A 21,913-nucleotide genomic window follows, 5' to 3' on the forward strand; every position below is an offset into this window, starting at 1 on the left:
CGGGGAGCGGGCTTCTCCCTCCGGGTTCCCACATTTGCCTGTGCGTTCAAAGGAATGTTTATGAGAATAAAATCCTGCATAGTGGCGTTACTGGGCTCTGTCGTTGGTTACAGTTCGGCAGACATGTTCCCTACGTTGATTGACCCGAATAACCCGGCCAAACTGGCTCAGCCGATTTCACAACCTCCGGCTAAAACACAAAAAATCGAACTGCCCGCACAAAAAACCGCCCCCAGTCTGACGCCTCAGACGCTGATAGAGGTGAAGCACATTCAGTTTGTCGGCGGCACGCAATATCCGCTGGATTCTCTGGCTGCGCCTTTCGCTCCTTTTGTCGGCAAGAAAGTGCCGCTGTCGCAGCTACTGGCGGCCGCGGACGGAATTACCCGGCGTTATCATCAGGACGGATTCGTACTCTCTTATGCCTACATTCCTGCGGATAATTTCAAAGATGGCGTGGTGAAAATCGGGCTGGTCGAAGGGTATATTTCCGGCACCCAGATCCACAGCGATAATCAGCAGGTCGGTCGCTGGCTGAGCAAACTGTCGCAACACATCATGGCGGATAAACCGCTGACGCAGGATACGTTCGAGCGCTACACCCTCCTGATGGAGCGCACGCCAGACACCAAAGTGACCGCCTCCGCCAATAATCCGGACAATATCTACGGCGCGACCGTGCTCAATGTACAGGCTTTGCGCCCGCGCAACTGGAACATTCAGACTGCGGTCGATACGCGCAAAGGGGACGGTTCCGCAGTGGTCAACGCCACACTCAGCGGGCTGAGCACTTACGGCGAACAGTTGGGAATTGCGACATTAATTCCGCTGGAAAGCGACACGCGGAAAACCTATGCCGGTCTGAACTATCAGCAATATCTCGGTGACGACGGGCTGCTGATGCAGCTCAAAGGCAGTTATTACCAGCAGAAAGACAAAGACTACAACACCATTTTATCGCTGCCGAACGGCATCAACGTCGGTTCGCAGAATACTCAGACGCAATACAACGGCGGCGTCGTGTTCAGTTATCCGTTAGAGCTGACACGGAAAAAACAGTGGACGATCAGCGGCGGGCTGGATTATCTCGACAAAAAATATGATTACGATTTGCAGGCAAGCCTGGGAAACCAGCGCGTGCGGCTGCCGGAAGTGAATCAGCGCATACGCTACCCGGCGGCAGAAATCACGCTGGCCGGTTATCGCGAATATGACCAGTCCTACTGGAGCACGAAATTTAACGTCCGCCAGGGGATCGACGGGCTGGGCGCGACGAATTCCACGCCAAATGCCGATCTGTCGTTTACCCGCTGGAAATTCAACGGCGATGCAGCGTATCTGTTCGACAAAAAATGGCGGCTCAGTACGTCAGTTGAAGGAGACTGGTCAGACAATGATTTGCCGGAGCCGGAACGGGTGAATTTCGGCGCGCTGCATTACGGGCGCGGCTATCCGGACAGCGATGCGCAAGGCGATTACGGCGTCGGCGGCCAGGTGGAGCTGCGCTATATCCACAATCTGGAACAGGGAATCTGGCTGAAAACCATTCAGCCTTACACGGTGATCGACGGTGCGCACACCGAATTCAATCAGGCCGGATTACCGAAACAGAATCTGTCGTCTTATGCAATTGGCGTGATGTTTGGCGATAACCGTCACTATACGTTATCGGTCGAAGCCGCGCGGGCCATCGGCGATGTCCCGCTCGACAGCCATTCCCGCGACTGGCGCTATAACGCGACATTTACCTACAACTTCAGCGCCGGTTCTTAACGCGTTCTTCACCCGGAAACCCCAAACAAAAAAGCCACGTCCCGAAAGGCGTGGCTTTTCATTTTCAAACAGACTCAGCGATTAAGGCGCGGTCACAAAACCGATAGCTTCATAGGCTTTTGCCAGCGTCACTTTTGCACGCGCGCGGGCTTTCTCAGCGCCTTCACGCATCACTTCCTGCAGGTAAGCTTCGTCGTTACGGAAACGGTGATAACGTTCCTGCACTTCGGTCAGCATACCGGCAACCGCTTCAGCGACAGCGCCTTTCAGATGACCATACATCTGGCCTTCGAACTGGGCTTCCAGTTCCGGAATCGCTTTGCCGGTCACGCCGGACAGAATATCAAGCAAGTTAGAAACGCCCGGCTTGTTTTTCACGTCATAACGTACGACAGGCGGCTCTTCGGAGTCGGTCATCGCACTTTTGATTTTTTTGGACACCGCTTTCGGATCTTCCAGCAGGCCGATCACGTTTTTACGGTTGTCATCGGACTTGGACATCTTTTTAGTCGGTTCCTGCAACGACATTACGCGCGCGCCGGATTTCGGAATAAACGGCTCAGGCACGGTAAACACATCACCGTACAGGGCATTGAAGCGGCTGGCGATATCGCGGCTCAGCTCCAGATGTTGTTTCTGGTCTTCACCGACCGGCACCTGGTTGGTCTGGTACAGGAGAATATCGGCGGCCATCAGCACCGGGTAATCAAACAGACCCGCGGTGATGCTTTCGCTGTTAGACGTTTCGTAGCGCGCTGATTTGTCTTTGAATTGCGTCATACGACCCAGCTCGCCGAAATAGGTATAGCAGTTCAGCGCCCAGCTCAGCTGGGAATGCTCAGGAACATGAGACTGCACAAAGATGGTACTTTTCTTCGGATCAATGCCGACAGCCAGATACAGCGCCAGCGTATCAAGCGTCGCTTTACGCAGCTGAGCGGGATCCTGGCGTACGGTGATCGCATGCAAATCGACGATGCAGTAAATGCATTCGTAATCGTCCTGCATATGAACCCATTGACGCAGCGCACCCATGTAGTTGCCAATGGTCAGTTCACCGGAAGGCTGTGCGCCACTAAATACGATGGGTTTACTCATTTTATGCTTCCTGATCTTTTAAAGATGACAGCCCCAGAGTGGGCAAAAGGTCGGCGAAATGATCCAGCACGCGATCGGGTTTCGTCAGCGCGATAGATTCACCGTAGTTATAGCCGTAAGTCATGCCCACACACGGGCAGCCCGCCGCCTGAGCGCACTGAATATCGTTGCGGGAATCGCCAACAAATACCATTTCACTGGCACGCAGACCGAGTTTTCCCAGCATCAGATAGACCGGTGCCGGATGCGGTTTTTTCACCACGACGTCATCGCCGCCAATCGCCAGCGAGAAATAGCTGTCGATGCCCAGTGAGGCAAGCAGAGGCGCGATAAACGGCGTGGGTTTGTTGGTGACCAGCCCTAATGGCAGATCCAGAGCCGCCAGCGCAGCCAGCGTTTCTTTCACCTGCGGGTATAAACGGCTGCCTGAAGCGGCGGTATCGGCGTAGTAGTGGTCAAACTTATCGCGCACTTTTTGCAGGAACTCTGGTGACAAATCACCTTCTGCCCAGCGAACCGCGCGTTCAACCATCACGTCGGCACCGTTACCAATCCAGGTGCTCAGGCGCTCAACGCCTGCGGCCGGTAAGCCAAAATCACGCAGCGCCAGATCAATCGCTTCGGAAAGGCCCGGCGCGCTGTCGACCAGCGTGCCGTCTAAATCGAACGCAATGCCGCGTGCAACAAGAGGCTCAGTCATGGGAGACCTTAGCCAGTTCACTGCGCATATGGTCAATCACGGTGCGGTAATCAGGCTGGTTAAAGATGGCGGAACCGGCGACGAACATGTCTGCACCGGCTGCGGCGATTTCGCGGATATTCTCGGCTTTCACGCCGCCATCAATTTCAAGGCGAATGTCGTAACCGCTGTCATCGATAATTTTGCGAACCTGACGCAATTTATCAAGCGTTCCGGGAATGAATGACTGACCGCCAAAGCCCGGGTTGACGGACATCAGCAAGATTACATCAAGTTTATCCAGAACATAATCCAGATAACTCAGGGACGTAGCAGGGTTGAAAACCAGACCGGCTTTACAGCCGTGGCTTTTAATCAGTTGCAGCGAGCGGTCAACGTGCTCGGAGGCTTCAGGGTGGAAAGTGATGTAAGACGCCCCGGCTTCTGCGAAATCCGGGATCAAACGATCGACCGGTTTCACCATCAGATGCACGTCGATAGGCGCCGTGATGCCGTAATTGCGTAATGATTTGAGGACCATCGGCCCCATCGTTAAATTCGGGACGTAATGATTGTCCATCACATCAAAATGGACGACATCTCCGCCAGCTTCCAATGCTTTCGCCGTGTCTTCACCCAGGCGGGCAAAGTCAGCCGATAGAATGGACGGTGCAATCAAAAACTGTTTCATCCGCTTCTCCAAACGATAAGGTTCCCGAAAATCACCGGCTAGCCGGTAATCAGCGATATAACGCTAAAAGTTCATTTACCATGCTGCGTTGAGCCACTTTGCTGCTGATCGTCCGGCGCGCCGAGACGCGGTGCAGCTGTTTCGCCTCTGCATACCATTCCAGCGTCAGCGGTGTTTCATGGTTGGAAATCAGCACCGGCACATTATTCTCATGGGAAAGCTGATACGCCAGCCGCGCCAGATTGCGCTGATCTTCCATACTAAAACTGTTGGTGTGGTAAGCCGTAAAATTGGCCGTCGCCGAAAGCGGTGCATAAGGGGGATCACAATACACCACCGAGCCAGACTGCGCTTTCAGCAAAGTGTCCTGATAATGCTCGCAAACAAACACCGCATTGCGGGCTTTTTCCGCAAACCAGTGGAGCTCTTCTTCAGGGAAATACGGCTTTTTATAGCGTCCGAACGGGACATTAAACGCACCACTGAGGTTATAACGACAAAGACCGTTGTAACAATGGCGGTTGAGATAGAGGAAAAGTACCGAACGACGATAAGGATCGCTGCTGGCATTAAACTCAGCCCTCAGTGCGTAAAAACGATCTGATTCATTAAACTCAGGCGTGAAAAGCACACGGGCGTCGCGTACGAATTCTTCGGTACGCATTTTCACGATGTTATAGAGATTGATCAGGTCGCTGTTGATGTCCGCCAGAATATAAGCGTCATACTCGGTATTCAAAAATACCGAACCCGCGCCAACAAAAGGCTCTATCAAACAATCTCCCGCTGGTAGATGACGTCTGATGTCATCAATCAGCGGGTATTTGCCGCCAGCCCACTTCAAAAACGCGCGGTTCTTCTTCATGCCGTCAGTTAGCTACTTATACAATTCACAGCCGCGGATTGTATCCTGTTTTTAGACAGCAAATCGCGTTGAGATCAGATTCATTTTTTCAGGTCTTGCTGTACCTGATGTACAGGTTTGACCCACGGTTTTTTCGCCTGAACTTCCGCAGGCAAGCTGGAAATGGCACGTTTAGCTTCAGCGGAAGAAGCGTAGTTACCACTGACCAGCACAAACCACGGCTTCCCGTCGCGGGCTGTCTGATAAACCAGATAATTTTTCAGGCCCTGCTGTCTTGCGAATGCATTCAACGTGCTGGACTGAGAAGCGCCGCTCAATTGCAGGGTAAAGTGCGAACCCGGAGCAGACTTAATCATCGATGCGCTGCCGGAAGCAACAACAGGGGCTGAGACAGCCGGTGCTGCTGACGGATGTGTCGCAGGAGATTTCGTCGCCTGAGGCTGAGACTTCGCGGTCTGCGACGCCGGTTTGTGTTCAGCCGGTTTCGCGGTATGAGCAGGTTGAGTATTACGCGCAGGTTGTGCAGGGCGTGTATGCGTTGCTGAAGACTGAGAGGCAGCAGGCATCTGAGTCCGCGCCGAACCGTTCACCGTAGCCGGGGCTGTCGGTAAAGAGGTCAGTGACTGGGCTGCGGGTGTCATGCTGCCTTGCGCTACGCCATCCACCTGATTCTGCTGGGAAGATAAAGCATCGCCCATATCGCCTGGCAGATCGACACGCTCTTTCTGCCCGTTATCTGGCAGAGGCTGCGCTTCAGTCGGTGTAGAAGAAACTGGCGGTAAACCAATGCTCTGAGGTTGCTGGCCGTTAGCCGCCTGCGCCGTATTCGCCTGTGCTTGCGCCGAAGGCTGAGCCGGTGCGGCCGCATTGTTGCCCGCAAGGTCGTTGCCCGCAAGATTGATGTCTTTAGGCCCGTTGTTCTGCTGCGCGGATGGGGTAGTCGCTGGCGACTTCATGGCGGAACCAATGCCGACAATCAGTAATATCAGCACCACAATACCAATGCCGATCATCACGTACTGACGATTCACAGGAACCTTTGGAATGGAAGGAGACGGTTTGCGCGCGCGCGGTGGGCGGCGATCGCTGGTGTCTGGTTTGAGATCGTCTTCCGGTGTTAAATCATCCATCTAAAACCTCCAACCCGGCTAAAAACCTGAAACAGGTTTTACGCGGAGCAACTATCCTGACTAAAAAATAAAGCTTTGCTGGGCATTGGTAAAATCGGTCGTTATCTGGCCAAAAGCATGGCCGCAGTCTTAACGGCAATCTTCAATCGAAGCCAGCACCATTTCATGCGATACGCCGGAGCGCACTTCAGACTGACCAATTGCTTTAGGTAAAACCAGACGCAGCTCGCCAGCCAGTACTTTCTTATCACGCATCATGTGCGGCAGATAAGACTGCGCTTCCATGACCTGCGGGCCTGCAACCGGTAATCCCGCGCGGATTAACAACGCCTTGACCCGCGCGATGTCCCCCAGGCTAAATTGCCCGAGGCGATGCGCGGTATAACACGCCATCACCATACCTGCCGCGACGGCTTCGCCGTGCAGCCAGTTGCCATAACCCATTTCTGCTTCAATAGCATGGCCATAAGTATGGCCCAGATTCAGTAAGGCGCGCATACCGTTTTCGCGTTCATCGGCAGCCACAACCTCAGCTTTCAGCTCGCAGCAACGACGGATGCAATATGCCAGCGCGTTCATATTCAGCGCCAGTAATGCGTCCATGTTGTCTTCGAGCCAGACAAAGAAATCGGCATCCAAAATAATGCCGTATTTGATAACTTCCGCGAGACCCGATGACATTTCACGGGCAGGCAGCGTTCGCAGACAGTCGAGATCAACCACCACCGACGCAGGTTGATAAAACGCGCCGATCATGTTTTTTCCGAGTGGATGGTTTACCGCCGTTTTACCGCCGACGGAAGAATCAACCTGAGACAACAATGTGGTTGGCACCTGAATAAAGCGCACACCGCGTTGATAACTGGCAGCAGCGAAGCCGGTCAAATCACCGACTACGCCGCCACCAAGGGCGACAAGCGTGGTATCACGTCCGTGCGGCTTCTCGAGCAGCGCGGAAAACACGTCATTCAGAACAGTCAGGGATTTGTATTGTTCACCATCAGGCAGTATCACCTGATCAACACGAACGCCTGCCTGCTCCAGAACTGAACGGATAGCGTCCAGATAGAGAGGAGCAAGCGTTTCATTGGTCACTATCATGACCTGATCGCCTGCCTTTACCGGCATAAAAGAAGCCGGATCGTGGAACAATCCGGCAGCAATCGTAATGGGGTAGCTACGCTCCCCTAACGTTACGGTAATCCTCTCCATGTCGTGCTTTGTAACCTTTTTAGCTGACACCCTCAGGCAATGACCGGAACCAATAATCAGTTACTTTCCAGCATGTTAATAATCTGGTTAGCAACGACTTTGGCGCTTTGATCATCGGTACGAATAGTGACGTCGGCAATCTCTTCATACAAAGGATTGCGTTCCTTCGCCAGTGCTTCAAGCACTTCACGTGGCGGAGCACTCACTTGTAATAATGGACGTTTTTTGTCGCGTTGTGTACGCGCCAGTTGTTTTTCGATGGTAGTTTCAAGATAGACGACAACGCCACGCGCTGACAAACGGTTACGGGTTTCACGTGATTTAACGGAACCCCCACCAGTTGCCAGAACAATGCCCTGTTTTTCTGTCAGTTCGTTGATCACTTTTTCTTCGCGGTCGCGGAATCCGTCTTCGCCTTCTAAATCAAATACCCAGCCCACATCAGCTCCGGTACGTCGCTCAATTTCGTGATCGGAGTCGAAAAACTCCATATTGAGTTGCTGAGCTAACTGTCGACCAATAGTGCTTTTGCCGGCACCCATAGGCCCAACCAGAAAGATATTGCGTTTCTCTGCCATGTTTTTCGGTATTACTAAGACAATTCGTTGATGATAACCCGCCCCGCCAATCAAATTAGCGGCGGGACCTAAACTGAAACCTCATGAGCGATATAGTGCGAGATCAGAAAAAAATTATCTCAACACTCTTGGTAGTTTGGCAACCGAATAAATCACTTTGCACGCCGCAGGAGGGAAACCGTACGTTTTTATCGGCGTGTCTGTCGTAATAAAAAGATCACGGTGCTCAATTCGGTAACCCTTGTAAGCTAAATCGACCGCAGCGTCAAACTCAGAAGTCTCTCACGACACAAAAAGTTGCATGCGCTCAACGTTATTGTGCAATTTCAGTTAAGTCAGAATACCCGTTTATTGGGTGCGGATTAAGGTCGGAGTGATAAAAATCACCAACTCGCGCCGCTGTTCATTCGTGTACTGGTGTTTAAACAAGGAACCGACGACAGGAATGTCGCCCAGCACCGGCACTTTGGTGTCTGTTTTTTGGTTTTTTCGCTGAAAAATCCCGCCAAGAACAAGGGTCTCCCCATCTCTGACCGTCACCTGCGTTTTAATTTCCTGCTTATCAATTGCCAGCGCTTCGCCTTCGGCCTGTTTGATGCTTCGTCCCGGCATATTTTGGCTGATTTGCAGCGCCAGCTCGATACGTCCGTCGCGAAGAATCTTCGGTGTCACTTCCATGCCGAGTACCGCCTCTTTAAATTCAACCGAAGTACTGCCGCTTGCGCCGCTTGAAACCTGATACGGAATCTCAGTGCCCTGTTTGATGCTGGCGGTTTGCATGTGCGCGGTCAGCAGGCGCGGGCTGGCGATGATATCCACCTTATCTTCCTGCTCAAGCGCCGTGAGTTCCAGATCCAGAATTCGGCCGCTGATGTGCGCCAGATTAAAACCTGCGGCAAACATCGGGTTCTCCACCGGCAGTCCCATATTGAAATTATTGACACGTACCGCTTTGGTGATGGCTTCCTCACCGTTGAACCCCCAGCGAACGCCCAGCTCACGCAGGCTCTCGCTGTTCATCGTGACAATATGCGCAGCCAGCTGCACCTGCTGTAGCGGCAAATCCATCTCCCTGACCCAAGGTTCTGCGACATCCAGCGCTTCACGGGTATCACGCAATAAAAGTGTGTTGGTGCGGGGATCGGCGGTGGCGCTGCCTTTGGCGGAAAGCAGTGAGCCTTTTTGCGCGTTCAGGCTGAGCGCAACTTCTTTTGCATCGGCATATTTCAACGGCACTGTCAGGCTGATAACGGGGCTTTGCTGCGCCCTTTGATCTGCGGCGTCCTGACGCTGCTGCTGTTGCACAAGCGGATCGATAACCGGTGACACAAGTAAAACATTCCCCTGTAACTGACTGGTGAGATGGCTCATTTGCAAAATGATGTCCAGCGCCTGCTGCCAGGGGACATTTTTCAGCTTCACGCTGATCTGGCTGTCGACACCAGGCGCTATCACCAGATTTAACTCCCGCGTTTCCGCAAGTGCCTGCAATACCATCGCAACCGGAGAGGCCTGGAATTCGAGTGAAACCGGTGGCAGCGTTGCCGCTTTCACCCCACTGAAACAGAGCATTAACCCTGCGAAGAAATAACCGATGTTTTTCATTAATTTCCTTTCCCTGGAGAATTCGTGTTTTTGCCAAGCCAAAGTGTCTGCCGCTGCTCGCCACAACGGGGATCCGCCATGCTGAGCTCAGCGTGTGAGTTGTCCAGATTGTCGATGGTCCACGCAGGCGTGCCGAGCTGTGTGCCCGTTTCAACACGTATCCATCGCCCCTCCGGCGAAAGCAGCCAGCCGGAAAGCTGCTCACCGGCATAAGAGATGCCGCTTAACCGCCACAAAAGCGGTTGAACGGCGGTTGTGCAGGACGATGAAACGGCCGCAGCGAAAGGATCTCGCTGCGTTACCGCAGTGATTGCATTTTCAGGAAGAGATTCCAGACCCGTCGTTTGTGTCAGTAAAACGGACGCTGTCATTTCACCTCCGGCAGACTGCAAAATCAGTTCACTGAATGCGGGCTGTTCCGGCTGCTGCTGGAGTGCTGACAGAAAATTCATCAGGCCGCTGAAGGATAATTTGAGCTGCAATTCTCCCTGTGGCGCTGCTGACATTTCTGCCGCAGGTTGCCAGCGGATCAGCGTGGCCTGTGCATCTTTTAGCGGCTGCGAAAATTGCTGCTCTAGCGGCAAGCTTTGCTTTTGCTCCGGCGTATTTTCCTTTAGCGAAGGCTCAAGACTGTCCAGCGCCGGAGCGCGTAATAAAGCCACCTGCGCCCGCGAAACCGTCAGTTGCTGCGCGTCGGTTTGCTGCTTTAATTCTGTTTGCTCCAGCCATAAACCCCGGAGCAAAAACTGATAACACATCAGAACGGGCACCAGTGTGCATCCTGCCAGTGCAATAAGACGTTGCCAGCCCGGTTTTTCCATCAGCGGTTCGAGGCGCGCGGAGAATGTCATCATCATGGCAACGCCCCACCAACCGGCGCAGCATTCTGCGGTTGAAAACGGGTTGTCAGCACAAAACTCAGCGCATGCTCAGGTTGTTGCTCAACGTTCGACAGATGAACATCCCTCAGCAACGGGCTGGCGGTCAGCGCTTCGCTGAAGGCCAGAATATCGTGATAAAAACGCCCCTCTCCTTTTAACGTCAGTTGCCCCTGATGCTCTGTCAGCTCGCTCAGCCAGACTTCCGCCGGGATCTGCGCCGACAGCAGCACCAGAAGTTGCAGATCGTTCAGACTGGCCTGTCGGCGCTGCTGGCTCGCGGCACGTTTTTCGGCGATGACTTTGTGCTCAGCCAGCGCCAAGGTCACGCGGCGTTGCTGAACAGACAATTTTTGCGCGCAGGAAGTCAGAGCAGATAAATGCATCTGCAACAGGGTTCGCTCCTGAAGGATAAAAAGCGACAGGCCAAAAACGCCGCACATCACACAGACGGGTACGCAAACGAAAAACCTGAGCCAGTAGCGCAAAAGACGCTGACGGCGCAATTGGCGCCACGGCATGAAGTTAACTTGCAGCATCAGTAATCCGCCTGCCTGAGCGCCAGCCCGACGGCGGGGGCAAATGCACCCGGGTTGGCCGGAAGCGGCGCAGAGAGCTGACCGATGGCACTCAGTGGCGACCAGTTCTGCATCAGTGGTTGCGGTGATTCACCACTGAAAAACACGTCCCGGCTGCACAATGAGGCTGCGCGATATTGAGCACGTACTTTTTCTAACAGGGAGGATTCAGTCTCGATTTCTCCGTGAGAAAACAGGCCAAACTGAAAAGGCAGGCTGTGCGGAGAAGCCCACAGAAAAGCGTCGTCCATCGGATGGACGAGCAACGCATCTCCCGGAAGCCCGGCGGCATGCGCGGCAACGTGCAGCGCACAGGGGGCGAGTTCGATGATATCGGGAAACAGACGCGCCTGGGCCATGCAGGCTATCCACTGCTCAATTTCCTGCTGCCGGGCCGCCGTCACCACAATCTGATTATCACCATGAGGGTCTGCGCGGTAATCCATCACCAGGTGTTCTATGCTCAGCGGGAACTGCTTTGCGGCACTGGCAAAGATAAATGCACTGCGGGCGGGTTCGCGTAAACGGCTGTCCGGCACGGCCAGCCGCTGTTGCATAATCCGTTGTGCCGGAAGACTTATTCGCAACGAAATCAATGCCGGCAGAGTTTTTCGCCAGCACGATAAAATGGCGATTAGCGGCGCGCTCTCATGTAATATCCCCTCCCGCAATGTGAAATCGGGCAAGGGATGTTGCCACCAGTGACGTAATTGCCAGCCATGCCGCCGCCGCTGAACGGCAATCGCACGGGCGAAACCGGCTTGAATATCCAGACCTACCTGCCATGCTTGTAGTCGCATTTTCGTTCAATCTCCATATTGTCAGGTAAATAAAAGAACGTATCCATGTTGCTGGCTTGCCTTTATACTACCGCGCGGTTGTTTATAAACTGCCCAATTGACACTTAATGGGAAATCTCAGGTGAAGTTCGTAAAGTATTTATTGATTCTTGCAGTGTGTTGCATTTTGCTGGGAGCGGCCTCGATCTTCGGTTTGTATAAATATATCGAGCCTCAGCTTCCCGACGTCGCCACGCTTAAAGACGTGCGCTTGCAAACACCGATGCAGGTTTTTAGTGCTGAAGGTGATTTGATCGCCCAGTACGGTGAAAAACGCCGTATCCCACTGAAACTTGACCAAATCCCACCGGAGATGGTGCATGCGTTTATCGCAACAGAAGACAGTCGTTTCTATGAGCATCACGGCGTGGACCCGATCGGTATTTTCCGTGCGGCTTCCGTTGCGCTGGTGTCTGGTCACGCCTCACAGGGCGCGAGTACTATTACTCAGCAGTTAGCCCGTAACTTCTTCCTCAGCCCCGAACGCACGCTGACCCGTAAAATCAAGGAAGCTTTTCTGGCCATCCGTATCGAACAGATGATGTCCAAAGATGAAATCCTTGAGCTGTATCTGAACAAGATCTACCTCGGTTATCGCGCCTATGGCGTCGGTGCCGCAGCGCAGGTTTACTTCGGTAAAAACGTCGACCAACTGACGCTCAGTGAAATGGCGGTGATTGCCGGCCTGCCAAAAGCACCGTCAACCTTCAACCCGCTTTATTCCCATGACCGTTCTCTGGCACGCCGCAATACCGTGCTGGCACGTATGCTTGATGAGAAATACATCACGCAGGCGCAGTACGATCAGGCACGCGCAGAGCCGCTGGTGGCGAACTATCATGCCCCGCACATTGAATTCTCCGCGCCGTATCTGACTGAAATGGTGCGTCAGGAAATGGTGAAACGTTATGGCGACAACGCCTATAACGACGGTTATATGGTCTACACCACCATCACCAAAAAAACGCAGCTGGCCGCGCAGGAAGCGTTGCGCACCAACGTGATGAACTACGACATGCGCCATGGTTACCGCGGTGCGTCAAATCAGCTGTGGAAAGTCGGCGAGCCCGCGTGGGATGAGAACAAGATTGTTCAGTCTCTGAAAACGCTGCCGGTTTATGGCCCGCTGTTCCCGGCGGTTATCACGGCAACGGATGACGCTCAGGCCACTGCCACGATGTCGAATCGCGCCGTGATCAGCCTGCCATTTAGCGGCATGCGCTGGGCGCGTCCTTACCGCAGTGACACCGCGCAGGGCCCGACGCCGAAACGCGTTTCCGACGTGGTTCAGCCCGGTCAGCAAGTCTGGGTACGTAAAGTGGGTGATGACTGGTGGCTGGCACAGGTTCCTGACGTCAACTCGGCCATTGTTTCCCTGAACTCAACGGACGGTGCAATCGAAGCGCTGGTCGGCGGTTTTGACTTCAACCAGAGCAAATTTAACCGTGCTAATCAGGCGGTGCGTCAGCTCGGTTCAAACATCAAACCGTTCCTGTATACCGCCGCGATGGATAAGGGCCTGACACTGGCAACTATCCTCAACGACATGCCGATTACACGCTGGGATGCCGGTGCAGGCACGGACTGGCGTCCGAAAAACTCACCGCCTACGTATTACGGCCCGATCCGTTTACGTCAGGGTCTGGGTGAATCCAAGAACGTGGTGATGGTGCGTGCGATGCGTGCGATGGGCGTGGATTACGCGGCAGAATATCTGCAACGTTTCGGCTTCCCGGCGGCGAACATCGTTCATTCCGAATCACTGGCGCTGGGCTCGGCTTCATTCACCCCGCTCCAGGTTGTGCGTGGTTATGCGACGCTGACCAACGGCGGCTTCCTGGTTGATCCGTATTTCATCACCAAAATTGTGGATGAATCCGGTCAGGTGCAGTTTGAAGCGAAACCGAAAATTGCCTGCCGCACCTGTAATATTCCGGTGATTTACGGCGAAACGCAGAAATCTGCCGTGCTGTCGGATGACAATGTTGAAAACGTGGCAACGTCTACGTCGAACAACAATGCTAGTGTACCAACGCCGCAGCTGGAACAGGTTCCGCCGAACTCGCCGCAGGTTGATGCCGCGCAGCAATACGCACCACACGTGATCAGCGCACCACTGTCATTCCTGATCAGCGACGCCCTGAACTCCAACATCTTCGGGGAACCGGGCTGGATGGGGACAGGCTGGCGCGCAGGCCGTGATTTGAAACGTCATGATATCGGCGGCAAAACCGGTACGACCAACAGCTCGAAAGATGCCTGGTTCTCCGGATACGGTGGCCCTGAAGTAGTAACGTCTGTCTGGATTGGTTTTGACGATCATCGCCGTGATTTAGGCCGCACGACGGCTTCCGGCGCGATCCCGGATCAGATTTCAGGCTATGAAGGTGGTGCGAAGAGCGCCCAGCCAGCGTGGGATGATTACATGAAATCCGTGCTGGAAGGCGTACCTGAACAACCGCAGACGCCGCCTCCGGGCATTGTCACGGTGACCATCGATAAGAGCACCGGTAAGTTGTCCGACGGCGGTGGTAACAGCCGTCCGGAATACTTCATCGACGGAACGCAGCCGACGGAACATGCGGTTCATGAGGTCGGGACAACCATTATGGATAATGGTCAGGAACACGAACTGTTCTGATGGCGTGAAAGATAAGTTGTCCGGCATAAACCGCCGGATAATAAAAAGCCGGTCTGCATAATGCACGACCGGCTTTTTTTTTGGATGCAGTTCCCGTTTAGCGCGCGTTACGCGTCAGGAAATCATGCGCGAGGAATAGCGCACTGACGTTACGTGCCTCGCAAAAATCAGGATGTTGCAGCAGTTCCATCATGCGCGAAACCGGCCAGCGGGTTTGCGGCAAAGGTTCCGGCTCATCACCTTCGAGGCTTTGCAGATACAAATCTTTGGCGATGACGATATTCATGCGGCTCGAGAAATACGACGGAGCCATGGTCAGTTTTGCCAGCACATCAAAGTGCCGCGCGCCAAAGCCCACCTCTTCCATCAGTTCGCGGTTCGCCGCTTCAAGCACGCCTTCACCGGCATCAATGAGCCCTTTCGGAAATCCCAGTTCGTAACTTTCGATGCCCACGGCATATTCGTGGATAAGCACCAGTTCATCGTCAATGACCGGGATAATCATCACCGCTTCACGTTCTGAAGGGCGCATGCGCTCATAGACACGCCCGGCGCCATTGCTGAAAGCCAGTTCGACGGATTCAATGGTGAACAAACGCGAACGTGCAACGGTTTCCACCTTCAGGATTTTCGGTTTTTGCAGGTGTTGTGTCATTTCATCCCCAGCTTATTATTCACCTGACCAGAGGCGTTCTAATGGGTTCGTTTTACGATTAAAAAGCCGCTTGCAGAAGTCATTGTGCGTTAATGCGGGTCAGAATCGCAATATTTACAGAATAACATCCGTGCCTCCGATCCCTTTAGCAAGAATTTTTGTTTAAAAAGCACGCCCGCCCGGTTTAAAAAAGACGCGTTGACTTACCGGTGTCACACTTTTGCTTTAACAAAAACACACCCACATCAAAATAGGATTATACCGATACCCTGAACTTCACAATTGCCGGTATCCTTTACATTGGTGTTATTGTGCACACCATTCAGGCAAATAATAATAAAATTCCTACCAAAAAGGCCGCTGCGCGCAGAATGTGCATTTCGTTTATGTATAATACTTTCACAGAGTTGACGTAAGTCACCCACGTCTGAACGGGGATCGGATGAGCACAGTAGTCGTGACACTGGTTTTGTTGTGTATCGCAATCATTGCCACAGGGTCTTATTTTTGGCTTGTAATGCGTCGTCGCCAACGCGACGAGTCCGTCGTGCGATTCCCCACACCCAGCCAGCGGAAACTTTCACAGAAAGAGCGCGATGCCGTCGAACGCTATCTTCGTCAGAATGAAGGGCTCGGCCAGACGCCGATTACCCACCGCAATAATCTGATTATCCTGCGCGATAAACTCACGCTGACCACCAAAAGTGAAAACGTCTACAGCCTGACGCGGGCGATTACACGTTATGGCGTCGCCAGCGAAGATCCCAACAAGTGGCGTTACTTTCTGGACGCCACTGAAATCCATCTTCCGCCTTTCTGGGAACAATATATTGCCCAGGAAAATCAGGTCGAGCTCATCAAAACCCAAACCATGCCGCTGGTGATCTCGCTCAATGGTCACACGCTGGCCGATCACGTTTACGAAGGCTCCACGCCGGTTTCTGCCGTTATCCCCTCACAACCGCAAAATGCTTCGATTCGTCATGAAGAAAGCGAACATATCGAGTTGGTGAAAGTGCGACGGGAAACGCGGGAAGAGCACGCGCTGACCCGTTCGAACGGCGTGAAAGAAGCGCTGGCTATCTCCGGCGCGCTTCTTCTGTTATTTATCACGCTGCAAAGCCCGGTCATGTTGCTGCCCTGGTTATTGACGCTTACTGCCTGTCTGGTGGCATGGGTCATCTGGCGGCTGGTGTCCGAACGTTTAGGTAAAAACCGTAAGGAAATCCATTGCCTGCGCGGCTTACCTAAACGCTGGGGTCTGTTTGGTGAATCCAAACAGGGCGATATCAGTAACATTTCACTGGGCGCTGTCGATCTGGTTTATCCGCCGCACTGGCAGCCTTATATCGGCCGTGACTTAGGGCAACCGACCGACGTAGAAGTGTATATGAACAGCCAGGTTGTCCGACAGGGAAGCTATCTGTCGCTGCATGAAGAAGTGAAAAAATTTCCGCTCCAGCTTTGGGGTAAAAATCTGGTGCTGGCCACCTGCGCTTTCCTCCTGCTGCTGGTTTTACTGGTTTATGTCCCGCTCGGATTGCCTTTAAAGCTCAGCGTCGCGTGGCTTCAGGGCGCACAAAGCTCTCAGGTCAACAGCGTGCAGGAACTGGAAAAAACCGCATTGCGCGTCGGCGATACCCTGAAAGTTCAGGGAACCGGCATGTGCTATGTGCCGCCGTCCGCCAGCCGGACAGCCTCCGGTTATATGCCTTTTGACTGCTCCGGGATTTACTGGAATACCGCGACGCCGTTGCCGGTTCCGCAGTCCGAAATTATTGATGCCGCTACCGCGTTGCAGACCACGGTCAATAACCAGATGCATCCGGGAGAAAGCCCGGAGCAGAACATCAACCCGCAACTGGCGACTGCCATTGAAAAATCCGGCATGATCCTGCTCGATGATTTCGCGGATATCGTTCTGAAAACCGAAACGCTATGCGGCAAGAGCAATGACTGTGTGCGGCTGAAAAATGCGCTGGTCAATCTGGGTAACTCCAGTAACTGGAACGCGTTAGTCAAACGCGCGAAAGCCGGTTCTTTGCAGGGGATTAATGTCCTGCTGCGCCCGGTCAGCGCGCAGTCGCTGAGTGAGCTGGTTAACAACGCAACGTCTTCGTTCTTCATTCAGGAAACCCGCCGCGCCGCTGACAGCCTGAACAGCCCGCCGCCGGGAGGCTTTTTGATCAGCAATGATGAAGGACATCAGCTTATTGAAATGCCGGTGCCCCCAGCCGGGTTATCCGGAAATCCGGCGCAGGATCAGTGGAAACAGCTGCAACATCTCTCGTCACTGCTGCTGCATACACCGTTCAGCGCGCAGGGCGTGATTACCAGTATCAGCATTGATGCCAACGGCACCCGCCATATTTCACTGCACAGCGAGCCGGATATTTCGACGCTATGGCGCTATCTGGGCACCAGTTTACTGCTGTTCCTGCTCATCGGGATCCTGCTGTTGAATACCCTGCTGTTTGTCCGCCGCTTCGTGAAAGATAAACGCCGTATCGACGACATTCAGCAATATTACAACTCTTGCTTTCACCCCACGCTGATGCCGATGCCGGTCCATAATCCCGGCTGAAAAACACACGGTGGCACTGCGCCACCGTGAGTGATTATGTTACCCTGACGCCCTTCCCTGCTTTTCATCATTCGTTCCTGCGCCGCCCGATTTGCATCCAGCCGCCAGGACATGGAGTTGTCATGCCCCCTGATTTTGACTGGAACAACATCGACACCGTTTTACTTGATATGGACGGCACGCTGCTGGATCTGGCCTTCGACAGCCAGTTCTGGTTGCAGGATGTGCCGCTGGCGCTCAGCCAGCAACGCGCCATTCCGCTGGAGAATGCGCGCCGGATTATTCATGACGAATACCTCGCCGTTCAGCACACCATGAACTGGTATTGCTTTGATTACTGGAGCGAACGGTTAGATCTTGATATCTACCAGATGACCACTAACATCGGCAAAAACGCACGTTTACGCGACGATACGGTGCCTTTTCTGACCCATTTGCGACAGTCCGGACGCCACACCATTTTGCTGACCAATGCGCATCCGCACAGCCTTTCGGTTAAAATTGAACATACCGGTCTGGATCAGCACCTTGATTTATTACTTTCCACCCACACATTTGGTTATCCGAAGGAAGATCAGCGGTTGTGGTCCGCGGTGCAACAACAGACCGGTTTTAATCCTGAGAGAACATTATTTGTCGACGACGGCGAACCTATCCTGAAAGCGGCAAAAACCTTCGGTATCCGCTATTGTCTGGGTATAGAAAATCCGGATTCCACCCTGGCAAACAAGTCATTTCAGGATTATCCCTCGATTAATGACTTCCGCAGCCTGTTGCCTTCGATTGACCCCGTGGCAGGCCCGGCCAGGTAATACCGGCATGTTCAGGGGAGAAAAATGAAAGGCAAAACGGAAGAAGACGCTAATGCAGTACGTCTCGATAAATGGCTTTGGGCGGCTCGTTTTTATAAGACCCGCGCGCTGGCACGCGAGATGATTGACGGCGGCAAAGTGCATTACAACGGCCAGCGGGGAAAACCCAGCAAGCTGATGGAACTGAATGCCGAAATCACCCTTCGTCAGGGAAATGACACCAAAACGATCATTGTGCTGGGGCTGACGACTCAGCGCCGCAGTGCGGAAGAAGCACAGACGCTTTATCAGGAAACCGACGCGAGCATCGTCAGCCGGGAGAAAATCTCGGAAGCGCGGAAAATGAATGCGATGCCGCATCCGGACAGACGTCCGGATAAAAAGGAACGCCGCAACCTGATCAAATTTAAATATGGCGATCAAGAGTGATCGCCACTGAGAGAGAAAACTATGTCCAATCATGACCAACTGCACCGTTACCTGTTCAATAACCACGCCGTCCGCGGTGAACTGGTCGCGCTCAATGAAACCTTCCAGCAGATCGTTGCCGGTCACGATTACCCGGCAGAAGTCCGTAATCTTCTGGGCGAAATGCTGGTTGCTACCAGCTTGCTGACTGCCACGCTGAAATTTGACGGCGACATTACCGTTCAGCTGCAAGGCGATGGCCCGCTGAAACTGGCGGTGATCAACGGGAACAACCGTCAGGAACTGCGCGGTATTGCGCGCCTGCAAGGTGATATCGCTGAAGGCAGCTCGCTGAAAGAGATGATTGGCAACGGCTACATGGTGATCACCATTTCCCCAAGCGTGGGCGAGCGCTATCAGGGCGTCGTCGGCCTGGAAGGCGAAAATCTGGCGGAGTGTCTGGAAAACTACTTCATGCAGTCCGAACAGCTGCCGACCCGCATTTTTATCCGTACCGGTGAAATTGAAGGCCAGCCAGCCGCAGGCGGCATGCTGTTGCAGGTGCTGCCAGCCGAAGATACTGATCCGGAAGAATTCAGCCATCTTGCTCAGCTGACCACTACGATCAAAGCAGAAGAGCTGTTCACCCTGCCGGCCAACGAAGTGCTTTATCGTCTTTATCATCAGGAAGAAGTCACCCTGTATGAGCCGCAGGACGTTTGTTTCCGCTGCACCTGCTCGCGTGAACGCTGCGCCGGCGCCCTGCTGACGCTGCCTGATGAAGAAATTCTGGAAATGCTGGAAGCTGACGGGAAAATCGAAATGCACTGTGATTATTGCGGATCAGACTACGAGTTTGACGCGATGGATCTGGCTACCCTGAAAGCGGACGGCGACGTTCATCCGGGAAATGATCATATTCATTGATTGTTAACCCACGCTATCTGAGGGACTTTTCACCGAAAAGTCCCTTTTTTATTGCTTATATATAACCAACGTTGCACATATTTCGCGTTTTTCATCACAATTATGGAAAAATATTCACATCTCCCGTTATTCTTTGAGTTCTATCGCGGTTCAAAAGCGATAAATACCTACAATTACAACTAGTTTATCCCTAATGCTTCAAGCTTTGGGGTTTCTAATTCAGGCCAAGGAGCAGGGAAATGCCTACCACTATCGGGGTCACCGCCGAAACACTCGCCCGTTACGGGATCCATCAGAACAGCGAAATCGTCTATAACCCTGATTACGATCTTCTTTTCAAAGAAGAGACAGCGCCCGGTCTGGAAGGCTTTGAACGCGGGCAGGTGACGGAGCTGGGCGCCGTGAATGTCGATACCGGCATTTTTACCGGCCGCTCGCCGAAAGATAAATACATTGTACGCGATGACACCACCCGTGACACGCTGTGGTGGGCCGATCAGGGCAAAGGAAAGAACGATAACAAACCGCTTTCTCAGGAAATCTGGGCTTCACTGAAATCGCTGGTCACCCATCAGCTTTCAGGAAAACGCCTGTTTATCGTCGACGCATTCTGCGGTGCGAACGCCAATTCCCGACTGAAAGTCCGCTTCATTACGGAAGTGGCCTGGCAGGCGCATTTCGTCAAAAACATGTTTATCCGCCCGACGGACAGTGAACTGGAAGGTTTCGAGCCTGACTTTATCGTGATGAACGGCGCGAAATGCACCAACCCGGACTGGCAGAAACAGGGCCTGAACTCTGAAAACTTCATCGCTTTCAACCTGACCGAACGTATCCAGCTTATCGGCGGATCCTGGTACGGCGGCGAAATGAAGAAAGGCATGTTTGCCGTCATGAACTACCTGCTGCCTTTGCAGGGGATCGCGTCGATGCACTGCTCTGCCAATGTGGGTGAAAAAGGCGATGTGGCCGTCTTCTTTGGCCTTTCCGGCACAGGTAAAACCACGTTATCCACCGATCCAAAACGTAAACTTATTGGTGATGACGAACATGGCTGGGACGACGACGGCGTCTTCAACTTCGAAGGTGGCTGTTACGCTAAAACCATTAAACTGAGCAAAGAAGCGGAGCCGGAAATCTTTGGTGCCATCAGACGCGATGCGCTTCTGGAAAACGTGGTGGTCAGCGCCGACGGCAAAATCGATTTCGATGACAACAGTAAAACCGAGAACACCCGCGTTTCCTACCCGCTCTATCACATTCAGAACATTGTGAAACCGGTATCGAAAGCCGGGCACGCCAGTAAAGTCATTTTCCTGACGGCTGATGCGTTTGGCGTATTACCGCCAGTTTCTCGGCTGACCGCATCCCAGACGCAATACCATTTCCTCTCCGGCTTTACGGCGAAACTGGCGGGCACCGAGCGTGGCGTCAATGAACCGACGCCAACGTTTTCTGCCTGCTTTGGCGCTGCGTTCCTGATGCTGCATCCGACGCAATATTCCGAAGTGCTGGTAAAACGCATGGAAGCGGCGGGCGCACAGGCCTATCTGGTCAATACCGGCTGGAACGGCACGGGTAAACGTATTTCCCTGAAAAACACCCGCGCCATCATCGATGCGATTCTGAACGGGACTATCGACGACGCCGAAACCTTCACGCTGCCGTTGTTCAATCTGGCAGTGCCAACCGAACTGCCGGGCGTCGACAGCCATATTCTGGATCCGCGTAATACTTACGGCAGCCGCGAGCAGTGGCAGGAAAAAGCCGAGCATCTGGCCCAGCTGTTTATCGATAACTTTGATAAATATACGGACACACCGGCAGGCGCAGCGCTGGTGAGCGCAGGCCCGCAACGTTAAGCGATAATCTCTGCTTTCACAGGCGCGGGCTTCCGCGCCTTTTTTTTATTGCATCCCTCCCGGCCACATTCCAGAATGACAGCAATGCTTCCACTGCT

The 21,913-nt window shown here is 53.3% G+C and carries 19 protein-coding genes; 7 read left to right on the plus strand and 12 right to left on the minus strand.

The genetic code is table 11. The annotated features are described in order from the left end of the window. Positions 1–54: 54 nt before the first annotated feature. Entirely contained in the window at positions 55–1,773 is a 1,719-nt protein-coding gene (locus J1782_RS19795; protein WP_371819803.1) for a ShlB/FhaC/HecB family hemolysin secretion/activation protein, read from the plus strand. 81 nt (positions 1,774–1,854) lie between these two features. Here the strand turns inward: J1782_RS19795 and trpS are convergent, their stop codons facing one another. From trpS to pilM, 11 genes are all read right to left on the minus strand, one after another. Further along, complete coding sequence (gene trpS / locus J1782_RS19800) at positions 1,855–2,871, minus strand: tryptophan--tRNA ligase (protein ID WP_217153773.1); 1,017 nt, start codon at positions 2,869–2,871, stop codon at positions 1,855–1,857. 1 nt (position 2,872) lies between these two features. Further along, on the minus strand, positions 2,873–3,571 hold the full coding sequence (locus J1782_RS19805) for a phosphoglycolate phosphatase (protein ID WP_217153774.1): 699 nt from the start codon (positions 3,569–3,571) through the stop codon (positions 2,873–2,875). Continuing rightward, positions 3,564–4,241, minus strand: a complete 678-nt coding sequence (gene rpe, locus J1782_RS19810; RefSeq protein WP_152327511.1) for a ribulose-phosphate 3-epimerase — start codon at positions 4,239–4,241, stop codon at positions 3,564–3,566. Before rpe ends, J1782_RS19805 begins: the two co-directional genes overlap by 8 nt. 49 nt (positions 4,242–4,290) lie before the next feature. Beyond that, a complete protein-coding gene (gene dam / locus J1782_RS19815; RefSeq protein WP_152327512.1) occupies positions 4,291–5,106 on the minus strand; it encodes an adenine-specific DNA-methyltransferase in 816 nt (271 codons plus the stop codon). A gap of 80 nt (positions 5,107–5,186) precedes the next feature. Beyond that, positions 5,187–6,236, minus strand: coding sequence for an SPOR domain-containing protein (locus J1782_RS19820; protein ID WP_152327513.1), 1,050 nt, complete (start codon positions 6,234–6,236; stop codon positions 5,187–5,189). A gap of 129 nt (positions 6,237–6,365) precedes the next feature. Continuing rightward, a complete protein-coding gene (gene aroB / locus J1782_RS19825; protein WP_152327514.1) occupies positions 6,366–7,448 on the minus strand; it encodes a 3-dehydroquinate synthase in 1,083 nt (360 codons plus the stop codon). 56 nt (positions 7,449–7,504) lie between these two features. After that, a complete protein-coding gene (aroK, locus tag J1782_RS19830; protein WP_104923635.1) occupies positions 7,505–8,026 on the minus strand; it encodes a shikimate kinase AroK in 522 nt (173 codons plus the stop codon). Between the two features lie 348 nt (positions 8,027–8,374). Then, positions 8,375–9,631: a DNA uptake porin HofQ gene (hofQ, locus tag J1782_RS19835; protein ID WP_152327515.1), complete on the minus strand. Its 1,257-nt coding sequence runs from the start codon at positions 9,629–9,631 to the stop codon at positions 8,375–8,377. Beyond that, positions 9,631–10,488, minus strand: a complete 858-nt coding sequence (locus tag J1782_RS19840) for a DNA utilization family protein (protein WP_217153775.1) — start codon at positions 10,486–10,488, stop codon at positions 9,631–9,633. Before J1782_RS19840 ends, hofQ begins: the two co-directional genes overlap by 1 nt. Continuing rightward, complete coding sequence (locus J1782_RS19845; RefSeq protein WP_152327517.1) at positions 10,485–11,048, minus strand: PilN domain-containing protein; 564 nt, start codon at positions 11,046–11,048, stop codon at positions 10,485–10,487. Before J1782_RS19845 ends, J1782_RS19840 begins: the two co-directional genes overlap by 4 nt. Beyond that, positions 11,048–11,887: a pilus assembly protein PilM gene (pilM, locus tag J1782_RS19850; protein WP_152327518.1), complete on the minus strand. Its 840-nt coding sequence runs from the start codon at positions 11,885–11,887 to the stop codon at positions 11,048–11,050. Before pilM ends, J1782_RS19845 begins: the two co-directional genes overlap by 1 nt. A 121-nt stretch (positions 11,888–12,008) precedes the next feature. Here pilM and mrcA point away from each other — a divergent pair, with 121 nt between their 5' ends. Continuing rightward, on the plus strand, positions 12,009–14,567 hold the full coding sequence (mrcA, locus tag J1782_RS19855) for a peptidoglycan glycosyltransferase/peptidoglycan DD-transpeptidase MrcA (protein WP_152327519.1): 2,559 nt from the start codon (positions 12,009–12,011) through the stop codon (positions 14,565–14,567). 97 nt (positions 14,568–14,664) lie between these two features. Here mrcA and nudE read toward each other — a convergent pair whose 3' ends face one another. After that, on the minus strand, positions 14,665–15,222 hold the full coding sequence (nudE, locus tag J1782_RS19860) for an ADP compounds hydrolase NudE (protein ID WP_152327520.1): 558 nt from the start codon (positions 15,220–15,222) through the stop codon (positions 14,665–14,667). 442 nt (positions 15,223–15,664) lie between these two features. On the opposite strand from nudE, the gene J1782_RS19865 reads away from it, so the two are divergent. From J1782_RS19865 to pckA, 5 genes are all read left to right on the plus strand, one after another. After that, positions 15,665–17,806 carry an intracellular growth attenuator family protein gene (locus J1782_RS19865; RefSeq protein WP_193333199.1) on the plus strand — a complete coding sequence of 714 codons (2,142 nt, stop codon included), beginning with the start codon at positions 15,665–15,667 and terminating at the stop codon, positions 17,804–17,806. Positions 17,807–17,928: 122 nt separating this feature from the next. Beyond that, positions 17,929–18,618 carry a GMP/IMP nucleotidase gene (yrfG, locus tag J1782_RS19870; RefSeq protein ID WP_152327521.1) on the plus strand — a complete coding sequence of 230 codons (690 nt, stop codon included), beginning with the start codon at positions 17,929–17,931 and terminating at the stop codon, positions 18,616–18,618. A gap of 24 nt (positions 18,619–18,642) precedes the next feature. Next, the gene (gene hslR / locus J1782_RS19875; protein WP_152327522.1) at positions 18,643–19,047 is read left to right on the plus strand and encodes a ribosome-associated heat shock protein Hsp15; all 405 of its coding nucleotides are present in this window, start codon (positions 18,643–18,645) and stop codon (positions 19,045–19,047) included. Positions 19,048–19,068: 21 nt separating this feature from the next. Beyond that, positions 19,069–19,953, plus strand: coding sequence for an Hsp33 family molecular chaperone HslO (gene hslO / locus J1782_RS19880; protein WP_152327523.1), 885 nt, complete (start codon positions 19,069–19,071; stop codon positions 19,951–19,953). A gap of 239 nt (positions 19,954–20,192) precedes the next feature. After that, complete coding sequence (gene pckA, locus J1782_RS19885; protein ID WP_217153776.1) at positions 20,193–21,815, plus strand: phosphoenolpyruvate carboxykinase (ATP); 1,623 nt, start codon at positions 20,193–20,195, stop codon at positions 21,813–21,815. Positions 21,816–21,913 lie beyond the last annotated feature (98 nt).

This window comes from Rahnella sp. BCC 1045, assembly GCF_019049615.1.
Lineage (GTDB): Bacteria > Pseudomonadota > Gammaproteobacteria > Enterobacterales > Enterobacteriaceae > Rahnella > Rahnella contaminans.